Genomic DNA, 23,081 nt, shown 5'->3' with positions numbered 1-23,081 from the left:
ACGGGCGAGGCCGTAATTCCGAACGGAGCGCACCATGGTCAGCTGGACTGGTCTTCGACGGGTTGTCGTCGCGCTCACCGCGCTGTTGGTCGGGCTGGCCCTGCTCCCTCCCGCGGCCTCGGCGGCCGCTCCGCAGTGGTGGAACCGCGGCACGATCCCGCTGTACTCGACGACAGCGGCCGGTGGGGAGACCGCGCGAATGCCCGACGGCTCCGTGCGGACGTATCTCGCGGTCAGCGGCAAACCCGCCTACCTCGCGGAGATCAACGCGTTGACCGCGAAGGTCATGCGCATGATCCCGCTCTACGTCCCGAACCCCGACTCGACCGAGAACCCGCCGGACACGGGCGCCCAGGGCGCCTGGGGGGTGTCCGTCGACAAGCGGGGCACGGTCTTCGTCAGCACGTACGGCTTCGGCCACGTGTACCGGCTTCCCTGGCGTGCCGAGGCGGTCGAGGACCTGGGCCGGCCGTCCCCGCGGACGAGCTTCACCTGGGAGGGGGACGCCGACGACAAGGGCGTCTTCTACTTCGGGACGAGCGAGTTCTTCGGGCCGGCGCCACTGCCCGGCGGCAGGCTCTTCTCGTGGGACCCGAAGACCCGCGAGTATCGCGACTACGGGGACTGGGGCGCGACCTACGGGTATGTGCGGTCCGTCGAGTACGCGAAGGGCAAGATCTACGCGGGTCTCGGCTCGACCGTCGGCCTGTGGCAGGTGGACCCGAGCAGCGGGCGGCGCGTCCAGATCCCCGCGCCGGCGGGCATGCCGACGGACAAGTACGCCTACCAGATGGAGGACGAGGGCGGGTACCTGTACGTCCTCTTCGCGGGCGGCACGACCGCCAACGTCGGCTGGGTGCTCAACCTGAAGACCCTGAGGTGGGAGCACCAGATCCCGGGCTACATGGGCCAGACGATCACCGGCGCCGACCACCGCGGCCGGGTGTACCTCCTCGACTCCGGTGAGCTCAAGCAGTACGACCCGAAGCGCGGTGTCCTGACCGGGACCGGCTTCATGGGCGGGCCCGAGCAGGCCGACAAGGGCGGCCTCGGCGCCGGCAAGGGCCTGGCCAGGGTCGTCGATCCGAGGACCAGGCACGAGACCGTCATCGGTGCCACCGGAGGCGGCGACCTGTGGCACTACGACACCGTGACGAAGAAGGGCACCTTCACCCACCTCGACGGCCTGGTCGGCACGCCGACCGGGCCCCGGTCGCTCGCGAAGGGGCCGGACGGCCGGATCTACGCGGGTGGCTACTTCCAGGGCGGCCTGGCCGCGTACGACCCGGCGACCACGACGTGGACCGCGTACCCGTTCGCCCACCAGATCGAGGGGATGAGCGCGCACAACGGGAAGATGTACTTCGGGGTCTACCCCAACGCGCAGCTGTGGGAGTACGACCCCGCGCAGCCCTACGGCGCCACGAACCCGAAGCAGCTGTTCGACCTCAAGGCCGACGGACAGGAACGGCCGTGGACCGTGATCAGCGCCGGCCAGTACCTGGCGATCGGCACGTCGCCGAAGAACAGCCAGGCCAACGGGGCCGTCACGCTGTACGACCCGGCGACCGGCGAGCACCGGACCTGGAGCTCGGGTCTGGTCACGGGAGCGAACCAGATCTCCGCGCTGACCTACCGCGACGGTGTGCTCTACGGCGGGTCGCTGGGCTGCTGCAACGTCGACGCGTCCAAGCACCCCGGGCAGGTGTTCGCCATGGACGCGACGTCCGGCGACGTGCTGTGGCGGTCCACGCCGCTGCCCGATGAGGACGGGGTCGGCGGGCTGACGTTCGACGGGCAGGGCCGGCTCTTCGGCCAGACGTACGGGACGATCTTCGAGCTCGATCCCGCGACGGGCGCCATGACACGGTCGGTGCAGGAGTTCGCCTACAACTGGGACACGGTGACGAACTTCCAGCCGCGCGCGGTGAACATGGCCTACGACCCCGGTGACAACGCGATCTACACGACCAACGGCACGACCCGCCGGATCGACCCGGACACGCTGGTCGACTCGGGCCCGAACTACAAGACGAGCTTCGCCGCGGTGTCCCCCGGCGCGAGCAAGTTCTACGTCCAGGGTGGAGTCCTGCTCGAGGTGAGGTGGTATTGATGTCCGGTGACCTCGGACCCGGCCGCCATCGACGCGCACGCTCATCTCGGGAGCGGTTTCCGGCCGTGGCGCACCGAGGACCTCGCGGCTGACCTCGTCGCGACCTCGGCCGAGGTGGGCATCGGCCGGAGCCTGGTGTCCACATTGGGCACCAGGAGCCTGCTCGACCACCCGGGCCCGGCCGAGCTGCGCGCGGCCAACGAGATCACGACCGCGGCCATCGCCCGGTTCCCGGCCGCGCTCGCTGGGGTCGTGTACCTGTCGCCCGAGCACCCGCGCGCGTCGCTGGACGAGCTGAACCGGCACGTGGCGGACGGCCGGTTCGTCGGGGTGAAGCTGTGGATAGCGGTGCGTGCCAACGACATCCGGCTCGACCCGCTCGTCGAGCGGATGTGCGAGCTCGGGGTGCCGCTGCTCCAGCACGCCTGGTACAAGACGGTCGGCGCGACGCCGGGCGAGTCCACCCCGGCCGATGTCGCCGAGCTGGCCCGGCGGCATCCCGACCTGCGGATCCAGATGGCCCATCTCGGCGGGGCGGGCAAGCGTGGGGTGGCGGAGATCGGTCCGCACCCGAACATCGTGGTCGACACGAGCGGCGGTGACCCCGTCCTGGGTGAGGTCGACCACGCGGTCGCCCAGCTGGGAGCGGAGCGGGTGATCTTCGGCTCGGACGCGCCGATCCGCGACCCGGCAACGGCTCTGGCCAAGGTGCTCGGCACCCGGCTCGGCGAGCCCGAACGCCGGCTCGTGCTCCGGGAGAACGCCCTGCGCGTCTACCGGCGGCTGGCCGCCTCGTGATCGATGTCAGCTGCTTCGTCGGCCCCGGACCGCTCGTCGCAAGGCCGCTGTCGACACCCGAGGCCGTCGAGGCCCTCCTGCGGCGCGAGGGGGTGACCGGTGCGGGTGTCTCGCCCATGGCCGGGCTGTTCGGTTCCGACCCGGCCGCCAACGACGAGCTGGTGCGCTCGCCTTTCTTCCGCCCGATCCCCATCGTCGACCCCAGGTGGGCGAACGTGACCGCCCACCTGGACCGCTACCGGCGCCAGGGATGCCCGGCGGTGCGGATCTCCCCGGGAAGCCACGGATACCGAGCCGCTGACGCGGGTGGGCTCAAGCGGACCTGCGGGTCCCTCGGCCTGGTGCTGGTCCTCCAGATGCGGGTGGCCGACCCCCGCAACCTGCCGAAGGGGCTGCGCCTGGGCGAGGTCGACGTCGACGACGCGATACGCCTGGCTCTGGTGGTCCCGGCGGTCCCGATGGTCGTGGCCGGCGCCCGGGCGGGCGAGCTTTCCGCCGTCCTCACCGCCTCGGCCGAGTCGGTGTGCGCGGACCTGTCGTTGGCCGAGGAACCGGACGTGCTGAGGCGTGCCGTGGCCGCACACGGGGCACGCCGCCTGCTGGTCGGCACGCACGCGCCCTTCCTCACGCCGGCCGCCGCGCGCCAGAAGCTGGCGGCCGCCGGACTCCCACCCGCGGACCTGGAGGCGGTGAGCCGGCGAACCGCGGAACGCCTCGGCTTCTGAGCAGACACGCCCGCCGCCGGGTCGGTCGGCCGGGAGCCGCGGCCCGGTGGCACTGTCCACAACCGACGCCGGTGACCACCGCGGCCCGCTCACTGGCGCGAGGACTGCCCGTCCAACGCTTTGATGGCGTCCCGGGCCTCCGCACGGAGTCGCCGCGCCTCCGCACGGGCGGCCAGCGCGGTGTTCAGCCGCTCCATCTCGGCCGCCAGCCTCCGCTGCAACGCCTGGAGGTACTTGTCCGCCGTCTCCCGGCGCTTGCCGGCCTCCGGTTCGTTGAGTGCCTTGATGTTCTCGGCGTGCTTCGCGCAGGTGTCGTAGTACATCACGACTCCGCCGAGCACCACGGCACAGTAGGTGTAGGCCGAGTTGTACAGCGCGGTGACCGCCGAGTCGAAACCGTACTCGGCGGTGGCCGCGAGCTCGTCGTTGACCGTGTTGTTGTCGGCGTTGAACCGTGCGTCCGCCGCGTCGACGCCGTGGCTCGCGGAGGCGACGTTCAGCGAGCTGGCGACGATGGTCCCGACGGTCAGCGTGCCGCCGACGAGGGCGACCCTGATCGCCCGGAGCTTGCGCTTCTCCTCGGGGGTCCAGTCCTTGCCCATCCAGAAGCTCGTGGACGCGGTGAACGTCTTGTGCGAGCCTCGTTCGGTACTGCCGGGATCCTTGTCCTCCCAGTACGAGGCCTCGTCGTACTGCGCCGTCTCCAACTGGGACGTCGCGGACCTGATCTGGTCCGTCGTCCTGGCGATGTCCATCTTCGCCTGGTCGATCTCGACGTTCGCCTCGGCGATGGTCTCCTTCGCCGCCCGCTCCATCTCCCGCAGGGCGCCCCTGTCCACTGCCGGCTCCTGCGCCGGGTCGAGGGGGTCTCCCTTCTCCTTCCCCTTTTCCTTCCTCTTCTCGGTCTTGTCTCCGTAGCGATCCATGTCGTGCCATCCAATCGCGGGCGTGGTCGGGCGGGGTCAGCTCTCGAGAACGGCGTCGATGTTGCGGATGAGCTCGTCCAGGTCGACGTCGATCTCGTCCCGCAGAAAGTCCTTGAACCCCTGCTCGTCCGTGCAGGTCTGGACGATCTTGTGGAAGAGCGGGTAGCTCTCCGCGGTGAACGAGATCGGCGGGGCGTCGACGACCGCGGACGCCTTGCCCGCCCCGCCCTCCTTGCCCTTCTCGACCTCGCCCGTGGCGGTCCCGCCGTCGGCGAGCCGCGTCCACGTCTTGGCGCCGACCACCCCGTCCTCGGCGAGCCCCTGCGCCTTCTGGTACGCCAGCAGGCGGCTCTTCAGGGCCTCATCGAACTCTGCCATCGGTAGTACCTCCTGTGCTCAGAAGCCCTTGCTGCGCAACATGGCGTCGAGGTAGTCGACCCACGCGCCGGACTCGCCGGCCGTGATCTCCGGATAGACGCTGACGTCGGGTGCCGGAGCTTCCTCGTCGCTCGGCCCGGTGCCGGCGATCGTTACGCCGTACTGGGCGAACACGGCCACCTTGTCGGGCTGGGCCGCGAGGTGGTCGATGAACCGGCCCGCCGGAACGGCGAGCCCGCGCTGGTCCGCCTCGTAGCGGAACCACTGGTCGAACTGCGTCCAGGTCTCTTCGCTTCCGTTCCACTGTGGACCGTGCGCGACGAGGAATGCCTGCCACTGCTGGTCGTCGTGCTGCTCCGCCGACGCCGCGGTGGGATCCTCGGCCGCGGTGAGCTCCTGGTAGTGCGCCGGCAGCTGATCGGCGAGATCCCGCATGCGCCCGATGGTGGCCACCGGATCAGGGTCGAGGTCGGTCAGGTGCCGGGTGAACCGCTCGACGATCTCGTCGCCGAACCCGTCCGCCTTGGCGCGCTCGGCCAGCTCGGCGGCGAACTGGTCCCACCCGGCGTCCGCACCGCACTGATCGCGGGTCTGGCACACTGCGGTGAACCACTGTTCGGCCGTTCCGGCGTCCGCGAACGGAACCGCGGTGATCGCGGCCGCTACCGCTGCGTCCATTGTCGTTCCACCTCTGTCGTTCCACCTCGTTGTCGTGGCACGCACGGGGAGTTACGCGTGCACGACTTCTGAAGCTACCCATGGGCGGACATCACCAGCGGCACGAAGGGGCACCTCCGAGGGCGCGCGGGCGAGCCCCGACTCCCGACCGCGCGACCTTGCCCGAGCGGCGTTCCGGGGCACGGACGTCACGAGCACGCGATGCGGCCGCGCGGCTCGTCGGCCTCCGGGGTGCCGAACTCGGTGAACAGGGCGAGCGCCTCGGACCAGTAGGGGAGTGCGGTCCCGTGCGTGCTCCGGCGGGCCTCGCCGAGCACGCGAAGGGTGCGCGCGGCGCCGAGCAGGCAGCCCGTCTCGCGGTGGACGGCCAGCGCCTCCCGGGCGAGCCGCTCGCCGCGGGCCAGCGCGGTCGCGGCCAGGACGGTGCGGGCGTGGCCTTCGAGCATGCCGTGCCCGGTGTCTCGGGCGAGCGCGAGTGCCTGCCGGGCCCGGCGCTCGGCTTCCGGGTACGCGCCGAGGTGGGCGTGCGCGCCCGCCCGATGAGCGCCTCGAGCCGTGCGTGGACGTGCCCGACCTCGGTGGCGACGGCGAGCGCCTCGCTGTGCCGGGCGAGCGCCGCGTGCGGGTCGGCCAGGCCGCGGTGCACGAGCCCGAGCGTGTTGAGGGCCGCCGCCTCGATCCGGCGGCTGTCGGTCTGCCGGGCCAGCCGCAGCGCCTCCGCCGCAAGCTCCGCCGCCTGCTCATGGCGCCCGGCGTCGGCATGCACGCCTGCCAGGCTGTCCAGCACGCCGGCCTGCCCGGACAGGTGGTCGATCTCGCGGAAGACGGTCAGCGCGTCGGTCAGGTGGCGCGCCGCGTCGGTCAGCCTGCCGAGGACGACGAGGACCCGGCGACCGGCCAGCAGCGACCGGTACGTGAGGACCGCCTCGTCCTGGTCCATCGGGATCCGCGCGGGCGGCACGCCGAGAGCGCCGAGGAACCGGGCGAGCGCGTCCGCCGGCCACACCGGCGCCCCGAGGTCGTAACCACAGGTTCACGTACAGCTGGCCGTCGGGGTACCGGCCGGCGACCTGATGTCCACAGTGGACGACAAGGGCGCTCTTGCCCACGCCTGCGGGCCCGCAGACGACGGCGACCGGCATCGCCGCCGCGTCGCGGTCGGCGAGCAGCCCGATGAGCCGCCGCACGTCTGCGACGCGCCCGGTGAACCCGGCCGCCGCGGCCGGGAGGTGGGCGGGCACGCCGGCGGGTGCCGCCGGCCGCGCCCGGGTGGGCGGCGTGAGCGCGTCGCCCTCCTCGAGGCTGCCGCACGGCTCCCGGCGCACGTCCCCGGTCGCCACCCCGTCGAGCGCGGGCCCGCGCCACAACCGCAACGCCTGGTCGTACAGGCTTGCCGCCAGCTCGTCGGTGTGCGCCGCGCGGGCTTGGCCGAGCAGCTCGGTGAACCGGTGCGCGTCGACCAGGCCAGGGTCGGTCCGCAGTGCGTACCCCGATCCCTCGCTGACCAGTGCCACCCCGCGGCGAGCACCGTCCGCCGCGGCGAGCGTGGCCCGCAGCCGCGAGATCCGCCCGTGGATGGCCGTGCGCGCCGAGCGCGGCGGCGAGTCCGGCCAGGTGAGATCCACCAGCCGCTCGGTGGACACCGTCCGGTTCGCCTCGAGCAGCAACGCGGCCGCCACCAGCCGCTGCTTGCGCGGCCCGGGGTCCAGTGGCGCGTCGCCCAGCCTGCCCCCACCGGGCCCAGCAGGCTGAACTCGATCTTGTCCGCCGAGCCCACCACGCCAACCTTCGCGGCCACCCCGACAGGTGAGCCGCTACGTGACGATGCTCCGCAGGAAGGCGACGATCGCCTGGATGCCTCCGGTGATCCAGCCGATCACGGCCTGCACGCCGTCGCCCAGTTGGGTCGGGTGGGCGATCAGGGTGTAGACGAGGACGGCGGCCGCGATGAGGACGAGGGCCTTCTTGACGTTCATGCGCGCCTCAGCTCGCCCAGCGGATGACGGTGCCGGCGGGGCTCCGGGCGGGGGTGTGCGCCATGCGGGTTCCTTCCGTTCAGCTGTGTCGAACGTAGGGCATGGCGCCAGGGCATGATCAATAGCCTCATCAGGTGAACCCAGCCGCGGACCGTGTTCACGGTGCGGAGAAGTACCTCTCCAGGATGCGCACCGAAGCGCTTCCTGATCGCGTCGAGCGCCACCGCACAAACCTCTAGTTCAACTTTGCCGGAGATCTGGTGATGCAGCGAGTGGATCTCCGTGAATCCGGCCTGCGTGCCGCCGTGCTCCGGGTGGCCCACCAACGTGGAGAACGTCGGATCGGCCGCGGTCAGGGCGGCTTCCGTCAGCTGATCTTCGATTTCCCCGGCACGGTACGTCACAGACTGGGACGTCGCCGCCGGGAAGCTCGTTCCTCCGCAGGTCAGAGCGTGGCGGGTTCGCCTGGCCGGCGCCGCGGCCAGCAGTTGCCGGCATCCCAGGATCTGGAAACCGCGCGACGGTTGTCGGGGGTGTCGCGGAGTATGCGGGCATGGCCACCATGCACGTCGACCGGGTCGGGCCCGGCTCACTTCCGCGGGTCAGCCTGACCGCGCTGGCCGGGCGGGCGCTCGGCGCGGTGCCGCCGCCCGCGCAGGTGCTGGCCGGCATCGTCAGCGTCCAGGTCGGCGCGGCGCTCGCCAAGCAGCTGTTCGGCGCGGTCGGCAGTGCGGGGGCCGTCGCGCTGCGGTTGTTCTTCGCCGCGCTGGTGCTGCTCGTGGTGTGGCGGCCGTCGTTTCGAATGGGGCGGCGCGCGTGGGCGGTGGTCGTCGGCTACGGCCTGGTCCTCGGCGCCATGAACCTGTGCTTCTACCTGGCGTTGGCGAAAGCTCCGCTCGGCATCGTGGTGACGATCGAGTTCCTCGGGCCGCTCGCGGTGGCGATCGGCGGCTCGCGCCGCCTGTTGGACGGCGTGTGGGCGCTGCTCGCCGCAGGCGGGGTGGCGCTGTTGACCGAGGGCCGCGGCGAGCTGCCCCTGGCCGGCATCCTGTTCGCGCTCGCGGCGGCGGCCTGCTGGGCCTGCTACATCCTGCTCAGCGCGGCGCTCGGCCGGCACACCACCGACGGCGGCGGCCTCGCGCTCGGCATGGCCTTGGCGGCGATGGTCGCCGCGCCGGTCGGGATCCTCGACAGCGGCACGGCGCTGCTCGAGCCGTGGGTGCTCGTCGTCGGGCTCGGGGTGGCGCTACTCTCGTCGGTCATCCCGTACTCACTGGAGCTCGAGGCGCTGCGCCGGATGCCGCCGAAGGTGTTCGGGGTGCTGATGAGCCTGGAGCCCGCGGTCGCCGCGCTCGTCGGCCTGGTCGTGCTCGGCGAGATCCTCGGTCCGGTCCAGTGGCTGGCGGTGCTGCTCGTCGTCACCGCCGCCGCGGGCGCGACGAGAACGGCGCGCACCGGGAGGGAGCGCTGATGTCTCCACATGTTCCCGTACCGATGTCGTCCGGGACTCCGGAGTGGGCTCACGGGGTGCGGAGGTTGGTGGTGCTCAGCGGTGCGGGAGTCTCGACCGACTCGGGCATCCAGGACTTCCGTGGTCCTTCGGGAGTATGGACACTGAGCCCGGGGGCGCAGAAGAAGTACACCTACCAGGCGTTCCTCGCTGATCCCGAGCTCCGCGGCCGCTACTGGAAGTCGCGGCATGAGCACCCGGTCTGGCGGGCCGAACCCAACGCCGGCCATCTCGCGGTGGCGAGCTTGGCGAGCTCGGACATCGACACGACGGTCGTGACCCAGAACACCGACGGGCTGCACCAGCGTGCGGGCACGCCGGCGGATCAGGTGATCGAGCTGCACGGGACGATGCACGACGTCATCTGTGTCGAGCGTGGACACCGGTCGTCGACGGCGGAGGCGTTGGCGCGAGTCGACGCCGGCGAGGCCGTGCCGCATTGCCTGCGGTGCGGTGGGATCCTGAAGACCGCGAGCACCATGTTCGGGCAGACCATGTCCCCTGCGGTGTTCGCCCGCGCCGAGCAGGCCGTGACGACCTGCGATCTCGTGCTCGCCGTCGGGACGACGCTCATGGTCGAACCGGCGGGCTCCCTGTGCGCGAGCGCGGTTCACGCCGGGGCGACGTTGGTCATCGTCAACTGGGATCCCACCCCCTACGACGGCATCGCGACCGAGATCATCCGGGATCCGCTCAGCGAGGCTCTTCCACGCATCGTCGGGCAGTTGCCGCCCCGCGCGGCCCGCTCCGGTGCCGGGCCGGCGCCGGACGTTCGGACAGGAGCCGGCACCTCCGCACGCGTCCCGAGACCCAGTCAGCTGCTGCGGGCGCGAGCACGGACCGCGCGGTTCCGCTCGCGGGCCGCGGAGCTGGAGCGGCTCACCGCGTGGTGCGCGGGCACCGGGGCGCGAACCCACCTCGTGTCGGGGCCGGCCGGGGTGGGCAAGTCCCGCCTCGTGCTCGAGCTGGCAGATCGGCTCGCCGCGACAGGGGAGTGGGACGTCGAGCTCCTGGCGGCCGACGCCCGCCGACCGGCGAGTGGGCGCCGGCCGCTGCTGGTGGTCGTGGACGACGCCGAAACCCGTCAGGAGCAAGTGGCTCGGGTCGTGCACGCGGCGAGCGCCGGCCCGTCTCGCGTACTGTTGCTCGCCCGCACGCGAGACGGATGGTGGGACGGGCTGCGGTCCGAAGTGGACACCAGTGAGGAGCTCGCACCGCTGGACAGCGCGGCCTGGGACGTCGCGCACGACTACGCGGCCGCGCTGACCGCCATGGGATTTCGCTGCTCGCCACCGGACCAGGATGTCCTGTTAGGACTCACGGACGCGCCACGACCCCCGGGCGCGCTCCAGAGGTCGGTACTGGCCGGTCTGCTTGGCGGGACCGGGCAGGCAGCAGACCTGCTCGTCCGTCACGAGCTGGCCTACTCGCGGCGTTCTTCGGACGAGCACGGGCTGGAGCTGCCCGCGGACGCGGTGGAAGGCGCGGTGGCCACCGCCATCCTGTGCGGCGCCGCCGACGAGGATGCGGCCGTCGCCGCGCTCGGGCACATTCCGGCACTGCGGGATGCCGATGTCCGGCTCCGGGCCGCCCGGTGGCTGCGTGACCTGTACCCACCTGTCGGGTCCGGGCAGTCACGGTACTGGGACGAGTCGCTTCCGGATCCGTTGGCGGAGGAGCTGATCGCCGCAGTCGTCAACCCCCGGTTCCTGATGGGCATGCTGATGGAGACGGCGGAGGAGCAGGACCGGCGGGCACTCACCGTCCTGGCGCGCGCCGCGGCCACGCGCCCGGGCCTGCGAGCCTGCCTGACCGAGCTGCTGTCCGGTGCTACCCGGCGTCTCGCCGGCGGCGGTCGACGCGGCGTTGGTCGGCGGATATCCCGCCCCGCTGGCCGAGGCGCTGACCACGCTGGCCGAGAACGCCGCCCTACCCGCGGAGCTGCTGGAAGCCATACCGCCAGGCACGACGGCACTCGGCGAGTTCCCGGTGCTCCTCGCGGAAAGCCTCGTCGAGGCCTACGAGGGACGCATCGAGACATATCCGGACACCGCGCTGCCCGGCCTCACGACGATGCTCGTCGAGCTGGCCGAGCGGCTGGCCGATCTGGGCCGGGCCGAGCAGGCCCTCGCGGTCGCGCAGCGGTCCGTGGCGGTCGCCGACCGGCTGGTCGATCAGCGCGACCATCCGGCACGCGCCGCGGAGTCGTTGCGCAGAGCCGCCGAGCTCGCTCGCCGAGAGCGCGGGCAGTCTCCGTCGACCGTCGAGGTGGTGACGCCGTGAGTACCCGTCGCGTCGCGGTGGTTCAGTCCGCGCCGAGCCTGTTCGACCTCCCGGAGACGCTGCGTCGCTTCGAGACACTGCTTGCCGAGTCCGCGGCCGGCGGCGCGGAGTTGGTGGTGTTCCCGGAGGCCTTCATCGGTGGGTACCCGAAGGGCGCGACGTTCGGGGCCACGGTCGGCGAACGCACCGACGACGGACGCGCGTTGTTCGCCCGGTACCGCAGGTCGGCTGTCGACATCCCCGGTGCCACGTTCGACGAGATCCGCGCGACCGTCGCCAGGCATCGGGCCCATGTCGTGGTCGGTGTCATCGAGCGGGCCGGGCACACGCTGTACTGCACGGCACTGGTGATCGCTCCGGACGGCACGTTGCTCGGCCATCACCGCAAGCTCGTGCCCACCGGTACCGAGCGCCTGATCTGGGGGCGGGGCGACGCCGCCGACGTCGCGGTGGTCGACACCGATCTCGGCCGGGTCGGCATGGCGATCTGCTGGGAGAACTACATGCCGCTCTACCGGACCGAGCTCTACCGGCAAGGGGTGCAGATCTACTGCGCGCCGACGGTCGACTGCCGGGACACCTGGGCGGCCACCATGCGCCACGTCGGCGTCGAGGGCCGTTGTTTCGTACTGTCCGCCGCCCAGTTCGCCGTCCGGGCCGACTACCCGCCCGACTTCCCGCTCGGCGCCGACCCGGTGGTCATCCGCGGCGGGAGCTGCGTCGTCGACCCGTTCGGCCGTTTCCTCGCCGGACCCGTGTTCGAGCGGCGGGAGGTGCTCGTCGCCGACCTCGACCTGGACCTGCTCGACGGCGCGTATCTCGACCTCGACGTGGTGGGGCACTACGCGCGTCCGGACCTCTTCCGGCTCACGACCACGGCGAAACCCGCGCGAGCCGGCACGCCCGACCATGGCTAGCCCGCGTCTTTCATGTGATGGTGGCCGACACGTGGTGTAAATACGCGAAAGTGCCTGTCCGGTAAGGGAAACTGGGACTTGTCGAGAGTCCAGGTCGCCGAACGAGAGAGGCACTTCGCGGGTGAAGCGTAGCAGGCGGTCGCGGCGGGTGAAGGTCAGTGCGGATGGTGTCGGGGTGGTGTCGCATGCTGGGGTGGGGATGTTGCGGGAGCTGGCCCAGGACACCGGGTTGGTGGACGGGGTGACCGAGGCGTTGGCGGACACGTATGCCGGTCTGTGGGTGCATGCGCCGGGGCGGGTGTTCGCGGATATGGCTGTGGCGATCGCTGATGGTGCGGACTGTGTCTCCCACGTCGAGGTGTTCGGCGACCGGCATGAGGTGTGCGGGCCGGTGGCCGGCATGCCGACCACCTGGCGGATGTTGGACCGGATCGACGAAGCGCATCTGTCGGGGGTGGGTGCGGCGCGGGCGGCTGCACGGGAACGTGCGTGGGCCGCGGGTGCGGGCCCGGACCTGGCGGGGTTGCTGCAGATCGATTTCGACGCCACGATCACGATTTCGCACTCCGAGGACAAGGAGAACGCGGCCAAGACGTGGAAACGCACGTTCGGGTTCCACCCGTTGCTGGCGTTCCTGGACCGTCCGGAGGTCTCCTGCGGGGAATCGTTGGCAGGGCTGCTGCGTGCGGGAAACGCCGGGTCGAACACGGCGGCCGACCATGTCGCGGTGCTGAAGCAAGCGTTGTCCGCGCTGCCCGAGCATGCGCGGCCACGAACAACGACACGGCCGGGAGATCCGGACGCGGTGCGGGTGGTGGCCCGCTCGGACTCCGCCGGCGCCACGCACGCCTTCGCTCAAGCGTGCCGGGATCGTGGGGTGTGGTTCTCCTTCGGGTTCCCCGTGGACACCCGCATCCAGGCCATTGTCGATCAGGTTCCCGAACAATGCTGGGAACCCGCGATCGAGTCCGATGGCGGGATCCGGGACGGTGCCTGGGTTGTCGAGGTCACCGGCATGCTTGAGCTGTCGGCGTGGCCTGAGGGTGCCAAGGTGATCCTGCGTGCTGAACGTCCCCATCCCGGTGCCCAGCTGACGTTCACCGATGCCGATGGACACCGGATCACCGCGGTCATCACCGACATTCCCGACCGCGTCATCGCGGGGCAGAGCGCCGGGCTGGAACTCAACCACCGTCAGCACGCCCGCGTGGAAGACCGCATCCGCGAAGCCAAGAACACGGGCCTGCGTAATCTTCCCTGCCGCGGCTGGGAGGAAAACGTCGCGTGGCTGGAAACCCTCCTGACCGCCACCGATCTGGTGTGCTGGGCCAAACTCCTCGGTTTCACCGACACACCAGCGCTGGCCCACGCCGAGATCGCCACCTTCCGCAACCTCGTACTGCACGTCGCCGCCCGCATCACCCGCGGCGCCCGACAGATCCGGCTCCGTATCGACCACACCTGCAAACACGCCGACGCCATCACCGAAGGCTGGCTGAAGATCCGCGCCGCCTTCACCTGACCCGAACACCCCTGCCCCTACGACCCGAAAGAACCCGAAGCGGCCGACACCACAGCAGGTCGGCGGCACAATCACGCCCATATCCGCCCAACACCCACAGCAAGATCAACAAACTCAGACCAAGATCAACCCACGGACACATGAAAGGCCGAGGCTAGTGCCCCCCGTCGGAAGTTCGTCACCTGATTCGCCGGCCCAGCTTCCTGCTGGCGGCGTTGCCGGTCCGCCCGAGTACAGCCCGGTACGAGGACGAACCGGCGCCGCCCCGGCGGAATGCCCGCAGGTTGGAGTTGGTGTGTGGGAAGTACATCAGCGTGCCGTCGACCGCGCTTGGGTTTGGCCGGTCTCGGCCGGCGCGGCATCGGCCCTACCGGTGTTGCGCTCTCATCGCCGGTGTCGGTACGTCTTCACAGATCTTTTCTGAGTGGACTTGAGTGAGCCTGCGAGCGGTCACGGTGGGTGGGTGCCGACTCGATGGGGTGAAACCCTTGCCACGCAACGGAAACTGCGCTCGACCTCCGGTAGAATCAACCACATGTACGAACCGATTGTCGATCTTCCCGAGGACGCTTCCCCGGAGGCGGTGCCGTTGGCGACGGCGTTCGGGCTGGCGCGGGTGTCCTGGCGGGTGGAGGGACAGCTGCTGGAGCAACTCGCCCTGTTCGCGGCGGCCAGTGGCAGTGAGTTCGATGCGCTGGAGGTCGCCGCGTTGTTTCGGATCTCTGTCCGCGCCGCGCAGCAGCGTCTTGATCTTGCGGTGACGTTGGCGACTCGGTTGCCGCGGACGTTGGCGGCGGTGAAAGCGGGCCGGTTCGATCCGTACCGAGCCGCGAAGATCGCCGATGCGACCCTGCCGTTGTCGCTTGAGGACACCGCGACCGTGGAAGAGGAGATCCTCGACCAGGTCGAGGACATGCCGGCCGTCAAGCTCTGCCGTGCGTTGCGGCGGATCGTGGCTCGGGTGAACGCCGACGCCCTGCAGGCTTTGCACGAAGAACGGGTGGCGCGGCGGCGGCTCGACAACTATCCGACCGAGGACGGGTGCGCCGCGCTCACCGTCAACGGGTCGGCGGCACGGGTCCAGGTCGCGTCGAAACGGGTCGATGCGATCGCCCACCAACTCCGGGACACCGGCGGCGCGGACGGGCGGACGATGGACCAACTCCGCTCCGATGTGGCCCTGGACTTGTTGGCGGGTAAGGACTTCGAACACGCGAAGATCACCGTGCAGGTCACGCTGCCGGCCCGCGCCGCGTTGGCGGTAGACAACACCCCCGGGCACCTGGTCGGCTACGGCGACATCTCCGCCCAACAAGCCGTCGACCTCGCCTACCGGGCGGATGCGACGTGGCGGCGGATCCTGACCGAACCCGCCACCGGCCGTGTCCTGGATGTGGGGCGCCGGCGCTACACCCCACCTGCAGCGTTGCGCGACCACATCCACGCCGCCATGCCGACCTGCACGGGGCCGGGCTGTGTCCGCCCCGCCGCGCAGTGCGACCTGGAGCACCGCGAGCCGTTCCCGGTGGGGCCGACCGACGAACACAACGTGCACCCCGCCTGCCGCAGCCACCACCGCGGCAAGACCTTCGGCGGCTGGAAGATCATCAAACGCGCCGGGATCCTGGAATGGGTCTCACCCTGCGGGTTCCACTACCCCCACACACCAGAACCCATCACCCACCCCGAACCAACATCCCCACCATTCTGACCCAACCGCGAGTCTGTGAGGGGCTCACTCATCTAGGTGACTGGTGTTTGGGTGGCTAACTATGTTGGCGTGTCGGTGACCTGTTCACGGATGTGGTCGTCGGTCGGTGCCGGCGATGGTCGTGGCGGTGACGATCGTGCTGCAACGCATCGAGGGGTTGTCGGACCGGGAGGCGGTGGACCGGTTCGCGTTCGACGCGCGGTGGAAGTACGCCACCGGCGGGTTGGACTTCGACTATCCGGGTTTCGTGCACGATGTTGGTGGACATGCGGGCGAGGTTGGCCCGTTCGGTGCGGTGCGGAGTGGACGGTCGGGATCGATGCCACGGTGGTGCGCGCCCATCACCACGCCGCGGGTGCGCGACACGAACCGCCGAAGGACATCCCACGGGAGCGGCTGATCCCGACGCTGGAGGATCAGGTGTCGGCGCCGGGGGGACACAGGGGGTCGTGTCGAATGACAAAAGAATCCGCCTGTCCGCGATCCGCCTGTCCGAAGCTGTCCGACGCCGAACTGCTCTGCCTCGGGGTGGCCCAGGTGCTGTTGGGGTTCCCGTCCCAGTATCATCGGCTGCGGTTCGCCCTACGGCCGGCTCGGGTATCTGTTCCTGTATCTGCCGCACCAGCCTGGCTATCACCCGCGGTTGATCGCGGTCACGCCGTTGATCCTGCGGGCCGTCCAACTGCTGGCCACCCAGGTTCCTTCTCATGCTGACCCACTGCGGTTGATCGATGCCCCTGCCGTGCGGCAGTTCCCGGGAGACGGTGAAACGCTCCGACCTGGCGGGCTGGGCGAGCTATGGGTACTGCGCCCGCCACTCCGGTTACTGCTGGAGCCTCACGCGCTACCTGGCCACCACCCTGGAGGAAACGGGGTATCACGTTCGTGCGGCCTGACCGGCGCGACGAGACCCATTGGCACGGCAACCTGGCACTGGGGTGGTCCAGTCACCTAGGCGGCGTTGACTTCGGCGGGCCGGCGCCGCAACCGGCGGTTCTGGTGGTGGCAGGTGTACTCGTCTCGGTGGCGCAGCATGGCGTAGAGCATCGTGCCGAGCATCGCCACGTGGCCGATGGTCATGAGCGCGCCGATGGACAGCACGCCGAGCCACAGCGGGACCAGCAGGACCACGAACGGCAGGTACATCGCCACGGCCATCTCGATGATCGGCGCCGCGGTGTGCCCGCGGAACCACATCCACAGCGACATCGCGACGACCATGTTCGTGGCCATCGACATAGACATCACGTCCGGGCGGTCGAGCGTCGCCGCGGCGTCGAACGCGTCGAAGGCCAGCGTCCAGACCGGCCCGAGGACGAGCATGCCTATCAGCATCGCCACGACCATCTCGACGTAGTGGAGGGTGAACCGGCGGGTTGCGGGGGAGGTCGTCATGGCTCGTATTGATACCCCATGCGGGTATATGGTGTCTACGGCGGAGCGCCATCTCGGGGCGGTGTATCGCTTGGGGCAGCCGATCCTCACGCGACTCCGTGGCGGAGGGCCGCCGCGAGGGTGGCCGTGCTCGGCAGTGACGCCAGCTCGTCCAGCCTGCGCAGCACCGTGGCCGCGGCCTCCGGCTCGCGGCCGGCTTGGAGCTGCCGGCGCAGGTTCGCGTCGACCTCGGACGCGGTGAGCGGGCTCGCGTCGGCGAGCCGGCCGGTGCGCACGCGCCCGTCGACCAGCGTGACGTCGATGCGGGCACCGCTGGTACGGGGGTAGGCGCGGGTGTAGTCCGGGTCCTCGGCGACCGTGACCCGGCGGGCGAGGTCGGCCGCCGACCCGTGGTCCAGGTAGTCCGCGACGGACAACTGGCCGACGCCGTCGAACGAGCCGGGGTTGGTCTTGCCGTGGTGGTGCGTGTGGACGGTCACCGACGCGATCCGGTCTGCCGTCAGATCAGGGCGCCGCATGGACAACGCCAGCTCGGCCACGGTCTGGACCGCGCTGCAGGTGGGGTGCCGCTTGAACCGGACCTGCCGCACCACCGACTCCCCGTCGAACGGCGCGGCGTCGGCGCCGCCGGAGTAGGCCACCGCCATCCCGGCCGCTCCGGTCAGGGCGGACGCCGGCCCGGTGACGCCCGCGGCGGCGAGCAGGCCGTTCCGCGCGGCCAGTCCATTGTGGACGTAGACGTCGGTGCTGCCGGCGTGGGCCCACTCGCGCAGGCCGCTCGCCATGTTCGCCGCGATCCCCAGCGCGGACATGGTCTGCGACCGGTCGAGGCGCAACAGATAGGCGGCCGCCGCCGCGGCCCCCAGGGGCCCGAACACCCCGGTCGGCCGGAAGCCGCGCGCGGCGAACTCCGCCGTCTTCATCGCGGTGCCGAGCGTGGCCGCCACCTCGTAGCCGACCACGACGGCTGACAGGAAGTCCTTGCCGGACAAGGCGGACTGCTCGGCGAGCGCCATCGCGGCGGGGATCACCACCGAGCCGGGATGGACGAGGCTGGGCAGGTGCAGGTCCTCCGCGAAGGTGCTCTGGCCGAGGACCGCGTTGACGAGCGCCGCGTCCTCGGTCCGGACCAGTCGCCCAGCGCCGAGCAGCGTCGCGCCCAGTGGGTCGTCGACCGCGAGCGCCCGCACCGCCGCGCACCAGGGCAGGTCCCCGGCCGCCAGCGCGCACGCGAGGTGATGCGCCACGCAGGTCCGCGCCGCCCGCAGTCGCAGCGCCCGGGCGGGAGTCACGGCTGCTCCGTCGTCGCGCGCTCGGCGTGGTCGCGCCGGAACTCGAGCGCCCGGCGCACGTGCTGCTCGGCGAGCGCACGCGCCTGTTCCTGGTCGCCGGCACGCAGCGCGCGGATGAGCTCGCCGTGCTCGGCGTGCGCGTCGTCACGGCGGGCGGGCTGGGCGACGCGGTGGCGCGGAAGCGCTCGAACACGTCGTGGATGTTGTCGAGCATGGCCTGCAGGTAGGTGTTGCCGCTCGCCTCGGCGACGGCGGCGTGGAACCGGCTGTTCAGCTTGGTGAGCTCGGGCTCGTCGTCGCGTTCGAGCGCCCGCTCCATCGCGTCGTAGAGGTCCTCGAGCTGGGCGAGCTGGGTGCGGGTGGCGAGCGCCGACGCGTGCTCGGCCGCCAGCCCTTCGAGCGCGGCGCGGACCGATGCATGCGTCGTATACGAAAGTCAATACCGTTCGGGTCATCGGCCTGTTCCAGGCTTGACTTCCACGCAATCAGTCAGCGAACATTGAGTCAATGAACGTTGAGTGGTCTTCGTCGGTCGTGGCGCGTGCGCGGTTGCACGCGGCGCTCGGCGAGCCCGCGCGGTTGGCGATCGTCGACCAGCTGCTGCTGGGTGATGCGTCGCCGGGCGAGATCGGGCGGACTCTTGGCCTGGCCAGCAACCTGGTGGCGCATCACCTGAAGCTGCTCGAACAAGCCGGCGTGCTCGAGCGCTCCCGCTCGGAGGGTGATCACCGGCGCACCTACCTGCGGCTGCGCCCCGCCGTGTTGACCGGACTCGAGCCGGTGGGTGCGTTGCGCGCGCCGCGCGTGGTGTTCGTCTGCACGCACAACTCGGCGCGCTCGCAGCTGGCGGCCGCATTGTGGAAGCGGTGCAGCACCGTGCCGGCGGCGTCGGCGGGCACCCGGCCCGCGCAGCGGGTCCACCCGCTGGCTGCCGCGGCGGCCCGCGGACACGGACTGTCGCTGTCCCGGGCCCGCACCACGCACGTCAGCGAGGTACTGCGGCCCGACGACCTGGTGGTCGCGGTGTGCGACAACGCCCACGAGCAACTCGGCGACCAGGCCGCCGACCGGCTGCACTGGTCCGTGCCCGACCCCGCCCGGCCCGGCACCGCGGACGCGTTCGACCTCGCGCTGCGTGACCTCGCCGACCGGGTCGACCGGCTGGTCCCAGCTGTCCACCGCGGTGGCACAAGCGATGGCGGAAGCGATGACTGACACCCACCCCCCGGACCTGAGCATCGACCAGCGGCTGGCGTTGCGCACGGCCGCGACCCGCCTGCAGGCCGAGTTCGACGGGTTGTTCGGACAGGAGACCGTCGTACAGTTCCTGCACACCAGCTACGACCAGTTCGCCGCGCGCAGCACCATCCCGCGGTTCCTGCCACTGCTGGCCGAGCGCTTCGCCCGCCAGCGGCTGCACGCCCTGGCTCGGGTCGAGGGCCACCACCACGACGGCAAGCCGACCGTGCTGTTCCTGTGCGTGCACAACGCCGGCCGCAGCCAGATGGCCCTCGGGTTCTTCCGGCACATCGCCGGTGACCGCGCGGTGGCCTGGTCCGGTGGCTCCGAGCCCGGCTACGAGGTCAACCCGTCGGCGATCGCGGCGATGGCCGAGCGGGACATCGACATCTCCGGCGAGTTCCCCAAGCCGTGGACCGACGAGATCGTCCGCGCCGCCGATGTCGTGATCACCATGGGCTGTGGCGACGCGTGCCCGGTGTTCCCCGGCAAGCGCTACCTCGACTGGACGCTGGACGACCCGGCCGGCAAGAGCGTCGAGGACGTCCGCCCTGTCCGCGACGAGATCGAGCGGCGGGTCCGCGGCCTGCTCGACGAGCTCGGCGTCCTGGCCGGCTGACCGCGCCGCCAGCACGGCGCGCCACATCTCGGCGACGACCCGGCCCCGGCCCTGCCGCCGGCGCCGAATGTGCGGCTCGCCCTCGCGCCCTGGTTGCGATCTGATATCGGCCGCCGCGACCCGGCCGACCTGGTTCGTCCACTCGGGAACGATCCCTGGGCGTTACTCGACGTGGCACGGAGGGGGAACTGTGATCGATACGCAGGAGGCCGGGCACCGGTCGGTCGGGACGCGCTCACCGGTGCTGCTGGTGGTGTGCGCGGCGTTCGTGGTCCGTGCTGATGGTCCTCGGTGCGTTGTGCACGGTGCCGAACCTGGTGCTGATGCTGGCGCCGGAGAGCTTCGCGCCATGGATGCGCGACCCGTACCTGATGGTCGACTCGGCATCGAGGCCGCTGCTGCTGGTCGGCGTGCTGGGCGTGGCGACCGCGGTGTGGCGGGTCGGGAACCGCGGCGCCGGAGCCGTCCTGCTCGGTGCGACGCTTGTCGTGCCCGCGCTCACGAGCTTCGTCGTGGCTACGCTCGTGTTCGGCGTCGGCGCCTTCGTACCGGTGATCGGGCTGGTGCTGGCGACGGCCACCGTCGCCGTGACGATCGCGGCCGCCGCGACCGGCCCGCGCCCGGTGGACCTCGGCGATGGCGTCGAGCACCCGAGGGCGAAAAGCATCCGGTCGAGCCGCGGCACGGCGTGCGCGTCAGGAACTCTCGCACGTCACCGACGGAATGCGTGACGCATTCGACATACCGCTCAGCGTGCGACGACGACACTCGCGCCCTTGCGCGGACCGGGGTCAGAACCCCCGCCGGCGCCACCGATCCGTCTGTCCACTTCGAGCCTCCCGAAGTGCCCCCAGGCACCTCTTTCCTACCCCGCCGGAGGAGCCGATCCAGGGGCGACAGTCGTGCCATCTCAACGACAAGGTGTATCGCGCCGAGCAGCGACCGCCGCGGTTCGGGTCAGCCGACGGTGAACGGAATGTTCGCCGTGAGGCAGAACGGGTGGCCCGCAGGGTCCAGGTAGACGCGCCACTGGTCGGGCTGTGGCTGGTCGTCTGCCTTGCTGGCGCCCAGCTTCAGCGCCGCGGCCTCGGTCTCGTCGAGGTCGAGCACGGCGAGGTCGAGGTGTATGTGCTTGGGTGTGGCACCGCCCGGCCACGTCGGCGGCCGGTAGTCCGGCACCCGGATCGTCGCGATCATGATCGCGTCGGTCTGCACGGCGGATACCTGGTCGTCGCTCACGATTACCGTGCCGTCGAGCAGCGCGGCCCAGAACTTCGCGAGCGGCACTGGTTCCGCGCAGTCGAGCGACACCATCGCCAAGCGAGCCACAGCCATGGGCGACATGCTAGTGACCCCCGGCGGAAGTTCGTCACATGATTCGCCGGCCCAGCTTCCTGCTTGCGGCGTCGCCGGTCCGCCCGTGTCGGTGGCCACGCGGGGGCAAGAGCATCCGGCAGCCACGACCCGGCGGATTGGCGAGATCTGGCCCGGCTACGGGCCGGGAGACATCGTCCGGCTTCTTTGCCGCGATCTGATGTTCGGGTGATCCGCCCGCACGACCGGTCCGTACATACTGGGTGACCAAACTTGACCTGGTCGTCGAGACGTTGCCGGCGCCGGCCACGACGATGGCCGAGCGGAACCGGAGGTGGCGATGGTGGCGACGAGCCAGCGGGAGCGGCGAGGCTCCGTGCCGCCGAACGTCGCCGCGCGATGGGCGTTGTGGGCGTTCGTCATCGTCAACGTGGTGGTCGTCGAGATCCTTTTCTTCACCGCGGGCGCCGGGAAGAACGGGATCCTCACCGTCGCCAAGTTCTTCGGCCTGCACGCCGCCCTCATCATCATGGTCCAGCTGCTGCTGGTGGCCCGGCTGTCGTGGGTGGACCGCCGCATCGGCATGGACCGCCTGACGGTGTGGCACCGGTGGGTCGGCTTCACCCTGTTCTGGACGATCCTCACCCACGCCACGCTGGTCGTGCTCGGCTACGCGGCGCTGGACAACGCGTCGGTGGCGAAGACGTTCCTCGCGCCGGCCGGGGTGCCGGCCTCCCTGCTGGGCATGCTCGCCGCCACCACCATCGTGGTGGTCGCATCGGTCTCCACCCGCTACGTCCGGCGGCGGCTGCGGTACGAGACCTGGCACGGCCTGCACCTGCTGCTGTACCTGGCGCTGGCGCTGGTGTTCGTCCACCAGCTCCTCGAGACGACGACGTTCAGGTCCTCCCCGTTCGCGACCGCCTACTGGTGGGCCCTGTGGCTCCTCGCCGTCGGCGCCCTGGTCGTCGGGCGGATCGCCGTGCCGCTCTGGCGAAACGCCTACCACCGGTTCCGGGTCGCGGCCGTGGTGCCGGAGTCGGACGACGTGGTGTCGGTGCACGTCACCGGCCGCAACCTCGACCGGCTGCCGGCCAGGGCCGGTCAGTTCTTCATCTGGCGGTTCCCCGGCCACAACCACTGGTGGCTGGCGAACCCGTTCTCGCTGTCCGCGGCGCCCAACGGCCGTTCGTTGCGCCTGACCGCCAGGGCGGTCGGTGCCACCAGCGCCGGCCTGCGGCGCGTCCCGGTGGGATCCCGCGTGTTCATGGAAGGCCCGTACGGGGCGTTCACCTCGTTGCATCGAACCCGGCCCGGCGCGCTGCTGATCGCCGGAGGGGTGGGGATCACGCCCGTGCGTGCCCTGCTGGAGGAGCAGCCGAGAGGTGACGTCGTCGTGCTCTACCGGGTGCGCAGCGAGAACGACGCCGTGCTGCTCAACGAGGTGCGGCACCTCGTTGCTGCCCACGGCGGGCGGCTGCACCTGCTCGCCGGCCGGACCGGGGACGGCGTGCGGCCGTTCGAGCCGGACGGACTTCGTTACCTGGTCCCCGACATCGCCAACCGTGACGTGTACGTCTGTGGTCCGCCCGCCATGACCGCGGCCGTGCTGAGTGCCCTTCGCTTGCTGCGCGTGCCCAACTCGCAGGTGCACGCCGAGAAGTTCAGTCTCGCCTGACGGTCCG

Annotated in this window: 23 protein-coding genes and 4 pseudogenes; 15 read left to right on the top strand and 12 right to left on the bottom strand. The window is 70.9% G+C overall.

All coding sequences use genetic code 11. From position 1 onward, the window contains the following. Positions 1–34: 34 nt before the first annotated feature. From GEV28_RS19030 to GEV28_RS19020, 3 genes are read left to right on the top strand one after another with little or no spacing between them, the layout of a single operon-like run. Positions 35–2,113, top strand: a complete 2,079-nt coding sequence (locus tag GEV28_RS19030; protein ID WP_291413431.1) for a PQQ-binding-like beta-propeller repeat protein — start codon at positions 35–37, stop codon at positions 2,111–2,113. Positions 2,114–2,119: 6 nt separating this feature from the next. Further along, entirely contained in the window at positions 2,120–2,911 is a 792-nt protein-coding gene (locus tag GEV28_RS19025) for an amidohydrolase family protein (RefSeq protein ID WP_291413430.1), read from the top strand. Next, positions 2,908–3,636: a hypothetical protein gene (locus GEV28_RS19020; RefSeq protein ID WP_291413429.1), complete on the top strand. Its 729-nt coding sequence runs from the start codon at positions 2,908–2,910 to the stop codon at positions 3,634–3,636. Before GEV28_RS19025 ends, GEV28_RS19020 begins: the two co-directional genes overlap by 4 nt. An 89-nt stretch (positions 3,637–3,725) precedes the next feature. Here GEV28_RS19020 and GEV28_RS19015 read toward each other — a convergent pair whose 3' ends face one another. The 8 genes and pseudogenes from GEV28_RS19015 to GEV28_RS18985 all read right to left on the bottom strand — a co-directional run bounded on the left by GEV28_RS19015 (position 3,726) and on the right by GEV28_RS18985 (position 7,998). Further along, positions 3,726–4,562: a hypothetical protein gene (locus GEV28_RS19015; RefSeq protein ID WP_291413428.1), complete on the bottom strand. Its 837-nt coding sequence runs from the start codon at positions 4,560–4,562 to the stop codon at positions 3,726–3,728. Positions 4,563–4,598: 36 nt separating this feature from the next. After that, positions 4,599–4,940 (bottom strand): peptidoglycan-binding domain-containing protein, encoded by a 342-nt coding sequence (locus GEV28_RS19010; protein ID WP_291413427.1) that lies wholly within the window; start codon positions 4,938–4,940, stop codon positions 4,599–4,601. Between the two features lie 18 nt (positions 4,941–4,958). Next, positions 4,959–5,618 (bottom strand): hypothetical protein, encoded by a 660-nt coding sequence (locus GEV28_RS19005; RefSeq protein ID WP_291413426.1) that lies wholly within the window; start codon positions 5,616–5,618, stop codon positions 4,959–4,961. Between the two features lie 188 nt (positions 5,619–5,806). After that, a complete protein-coding gene (locus GEV28_RS19000) occupies positions 5,807–6,064 on the bottom strand; it encodes a hypothetical protein (protein WP_291413425.1) in 258 nt (85 codons plus the stop codon). 191 nt (positions 6,065–6,255) lie between these two features. Next, positions 6,256–6,384 (bottom strand): annotated as a pseudogene (locus GEV28_RS42415) (hypothetical protein); the annotation flags it as partial. After that, positions 6,359–7,297 (bottom strand): BTAD domain-containing putative transcriptional regulator, encoded by a 939-nt coding sequence (locus GEV28_RS18995; protein WP_291413424.1) that lies wholly within the window; start codon positions 7,295–7,297, stop codon positions 6,359–6,361. The pseudogene GEV28_RS42415 and the gene GEV28_RS18995, both read right to left, overlap by 26 nt. 135 nt (positions 7,298–7,432) lie before the next feature. Then, on the bottom strand, positions 7,433–7,594 hold the full coding sequence (locus tag GEV28_RS18990; protein ID WP_291413423.1) for a hypothetical protein: 162 nt from the start codon (positions 7,592–7,594) through the stop codon (positions 7,433–7,435). Continuing rightward, complete coding sequence (locus GEV28_RS18985) at positions 7,591–7,998, bottom strand: hypothetical protein (protein WP_291413422.1); 408 nt, start codon at positions 7,996–7,998, stop codon at positions 7,591–7,593. Before GEV28_RS18985 ends, GEV28_RS18990 begins: the two co-directional genes overlap by 4 nt. Before the next feature lie 158 nt (positions 7,999–8,156). Here GEV28_RS18985 and GEV28_RS18980 point away from each other — a divergent pair, with 158 nt between their 5' ends. From GEV28_RS18980 to GEV28_RS18950, 7 genes and pseudogenes are all read left to right on the top strand, one after another. Beyond that, positions 8,157–9,065 carry an EamA family transporter gene (locus GEV28_RS18980; RefSeq protein ID WP_291413441.1) on the top strand — a complete coding sequence of 303 codons (909 nt, stop codon included), beginning with the start codon at positions 8,157–8,159 and terminating at the stop codon, positions 9,063–9,065. Continuing rightward, a pseudogene (locus GEV28_RS18975) lies at positions 9,065–9,628 on the top strand (NAD-dependent deacetylase); the annotation flags it as partial. The gene GEV28_RS18980 and the pseudogene GEV28_RS18975, both read left to right, overlap by 1 nt. Before the next feature lie 1,303 nt (positions 9,629–10,931). Then, positions 10,932–11,387: a hypothetical protein gene (locus GEV28_RS18970; RefSeq protein WP_291413442.1), complete on the top strand. Its 456-nt coding sequence runs from the start codon at positions 10,932–10,934 to the stop codon at positions 11,385–11,387. Beyond that, on the top strand, positions 11,384–12,304 hold the full coding sequence (locus GEV28_RS18965) for a carbon-nitrogen hydrolase family protein (protein WP_291413440.1): 921 nt from the start codon (positions 11,384–11,386) through the stop codon (positions 12,302–12,304). Before GEV28_RS18970 ends, GEV28_RS18965 begins: the two co-directional genes overlap by 4 nt. Positions 12,305–12,425: 121 nt before the next feature. Further along, complete coding sequence (locus tag GEV28_RS18960; protein ID WP_291413421.1) at positions 12,426–13,826, top strand: IS1380 family transposase; 1,401 nt, start codon at positions 12,426–12,428, stop codon at positions 13,824–13,826. A gap of 535 nt (positions 13,827–14,361) precedes the next feature. Further along, complete coding sequence (locus tag GEV28_RS18955; protein ID WP_291413420.1) at positions 14,362–15,537, top strand: HNH endonuclease signature motif containing protein; 1,176 nt, start codon at positions 14,362–14,364, stop codon at positions 15,535–15,537. 94 nt (positions 15,538–15,631) lie between these two features. Further along, positions 15,632–15,763 (top strand): annotated as a pseudogene (locus tag GEV28_RS18950) (transposase); the annotation flags it as partial. Positions 15,764–16,488: 725 nt separating this feature from the next. On the opposite strand, the gene GEV28_RS18945 reads toward GEV28_RS18950, so the two are convergent. Together GEV28_RS18945 and GEV28_RS18940 are read right to left on the bottom strand one after the other, a co-directional pair. Further along, positions 16,489–16,932 (bottom strand): hypothetical protein, encoded by a 444-nt coding sequence (locus tag GEV28_RS18945; RefSeq protein WP_291413419.1) that lies wholly within the window; start codon positions 16,930–16,932, stop codon positions 16,489–16,491. Positions 16,933–17,018: 86 nt separating this feature from the next. Continuing rightward, complete coding sequence (locus GEV28_RS18940; protein ID WP_291413418.1) at positions 17,019–18,224, bottom strand: MmgE/PrpD family protein; 1,206 nt, start codon at positions 18,222–18,224, stop codon at positions 17,019–17,021. 26 nt (positions 18,225–18,250) lie between these two features. Here GEV28_RS18940 and GEV28_RS18935 point away from each other — a divergent pair, with 26 nt between their 5' ends. Next, on the top strand, positions 18,251–18,451 hold the full coding sequence (locus tag GEV28_RS18935; protein WP_291413417.1) for a hypothetical protein: 201 nt from the start codon (positions 18,251–18,253) through the stop codon (positions 18,449–18,451). Here the strand turns inward: GEV28_RS18935 and GEV28_RS42410 are convergent. After that, positions 18,442–18,615, bottom strand: a pseudogene (locus tag GEV28_RS42410) (FCD domain-containing protein); the annotation flags it as partial. The gene GEV28_RS18935 and the pseudogene GEV28_RS42410 sit on opposite strands and share 10 nt — an antisense overlap. A 116-nt stretch (positions 18,616–18,731) precedes the next feature. Here GEV28_RS42410 and GEV28_RS18930 point away from each other — a divergent pair. The 3 genes from GEV28_RS18930 (at position 18,732) to GEV28_RS18920 (ending at position 20,813) form a co-directional block, all read left to right on the top strand. Continuing rightward, a complete protein-coding gene (locus tag GEV28_RS18930) occupies positions 18,732–19,439 on the top strand; it encodes a helix-turn-helix domain-containing protein (protein ID WP_291413416.1) in 708 nt (235 codons plus the stop codon). Next, the gene (locus GEV28_RS18925) at positions 19,432–20,082 is read left to right on the top strand and encodes an arsenate reductase ArsC (protein ID WP_291413415.1); all 651 of its coding nucleotides are present in this window, start codon (positions 19,432–19,434) and stop codon (positions 20,080–20,082) included. Before GEV28_RS18930 ends, GEV28_RS18925 begins: the two co-directional genes overlap by 8 nt. Positions 20,083–20,363: 281 nt before the next feature. Next, entirely contained in the window at positions 20,364–20,813 is a 450-nt protein-coding gene (locus GEV28_RS18920) for a hypothetical protein (protein ID WP_291413414.1), read from the top strand. Positions 20,814–21,039: 226 nt separating this feature from the next. Here GEV28_RS18920 and GEV28_RS18915 read toward each other — a convergent pair whose 3' ends face one another. Next, the gene (locus GEV28_RS18915; RefSeq protein ID WP_291413413.1) at positions 21,040–21,417 is read right to left on the bottom strand and encodes a VOC family protein; all 378 of its coding nucleotides are present in this window, start codon (positions 21,415–21,417) and stop codon (positions 21,040–21,042) included. Between the two features lie 319 nt (positions 21,418–21,736). Here GEV28_RS18915 and GEV28_RS18910 point away from each other — a divergent pair, with 319 nt between their 5' ends. Continuing rightward, positions 21,737–23,074 carry a ferredoxin reductase family protein gene (locus tag GEV28_RS18910; RefSeq protein WP_291413412.1) on the top strand — a complete coding sequence of 446 codons (1,338 nt, stop codon included), beginning with the start codon at positions 21,737–21,739 and terminating at the stop codon, positions 23,072–23,074. Positions 23,075–23,081 lie beyond the last annotated feature (7 nt).

This window comes from Actinophytocola sp. (assembly GCF_009379765.1).
In the GTDB taxonomy this organism is placed as follows: Bacteria; Actinomycetota; Actinomycetes; order Mycobacteriales; family Pseudonocardiaceae; genus Actinophytocola.
This window is presented reverse-complemented; position numbering and strand designations above follow the sequence as displayed.

What these genes read in the sequence shown, in the direction of transcription:
- GEV28_RS19030 (WP_291413431.1), top strand. Translation starts at nt 35, where the DNA reads ATGGTCAGCTGGACTGGTCTTCGACGGGTTGTCGTCGCGCTCACCGCG.
- GEV28_RS19015 (WP_291413428.1), bottom strand. Translation starts at nt 4,562, where the DNA reads ATGGATCGCTACGGAGACAAGACCGAGAAGAGGAAGGAAAAGGGGAAG.
- GEV28_RS19010 (WP_291413427.1), bottom strand. Translation starts at nt 4,940, where the DNA reads ATGGCAGAGTTCGATGAGGCCCTGAAGAGCCGCCTGCTGGCGTACCAG.
- GEV28_RS19005 (WP_291413426.1), bottom strand. Translation starts at nt 5,618, where the DNA reads ATGGACGCAGCGGTAGCGGCCGCGATCACCGCGGTTCCGTTCGCGGAC.
- GEV28_RS19000 (WP_291413425.1), bottom strand. Translation starts at nt 6,064, where the DNA reads ATGCTCGAAGGCCACGCCCGCACCGTCCTGGCCGCGACCGCGCTGGCC.
- GEV28_RS18990 (WP_291413423.1), bottom strand. Translation starts at nt 7,594, where the DNA reads ATGAACGTCAAGAAGGCCCTCGTCCTCATCGCGGCCGCCGTCCTCGTC.
- GEV28_RS18980 (WP_291413441.1), top strand. Translation starts at nt 8,157, where the DNA reads ATGCACGTCGACCGGGTCGGGCCCGGCTCACTTCCGCGGGTCAGCCTG.
- GEV28_RS18955 (WP_291413420.1), top strand. Translation starts at nt 14,362, where the DNA reads ATGTACGAACCGATTGTCGATCTTCCCGAGGACGCTTCCCCGGAGGCG.
- GEV28_RS18945 (WP_291413419.1), bottom strand. Translation starts at nt 16,932, where the DNA reads ATGACGACCTCCCCCGCAACCCGCCGGTTCACCCTCCACTACGTCGAG.
- GEV28_RS18930 (WP_291413416.1), top strand. Translation starts at nt 18,732, where the DNA reads ATGAACGTTGAGTGGTCTTCGTCGGTCGTGGCGCGTGCGCGGTTGCAC.
- GEV28_RS18925 (WP_291413415.1), top strand. Translation starts at nt 19,432, where the DNA reads ATGACTGACACCCACCCCCCGGACCTGAGCATCGACCAGCGGCTGGCG.
- GEV28_RS18920 (WP_291413414.1), top strand. Translation starts at nt 20,364, where the DNA reads ATGGTCCTCGGTGCGTTGTGCACGGTGCCGAACCTGGTGCTGATGCTG.
- GEV28_RS18915 (WP_291413413.1), bottom strand. Translation starts at nt 21,417, where the DNA reads ATGGCTGTGGCTCGCTTGGCGATGGTGTCGCTCGACTGCGCGGAACCA.
- GEV28_RS18910 (WP_291413412.1), top strand. Translation starts at nt 21,737, where the DNA reads ATGGTGGCGACGAGCCAGCGGGAGCGGCGAGGCTCCGTGCCGCCGAAC.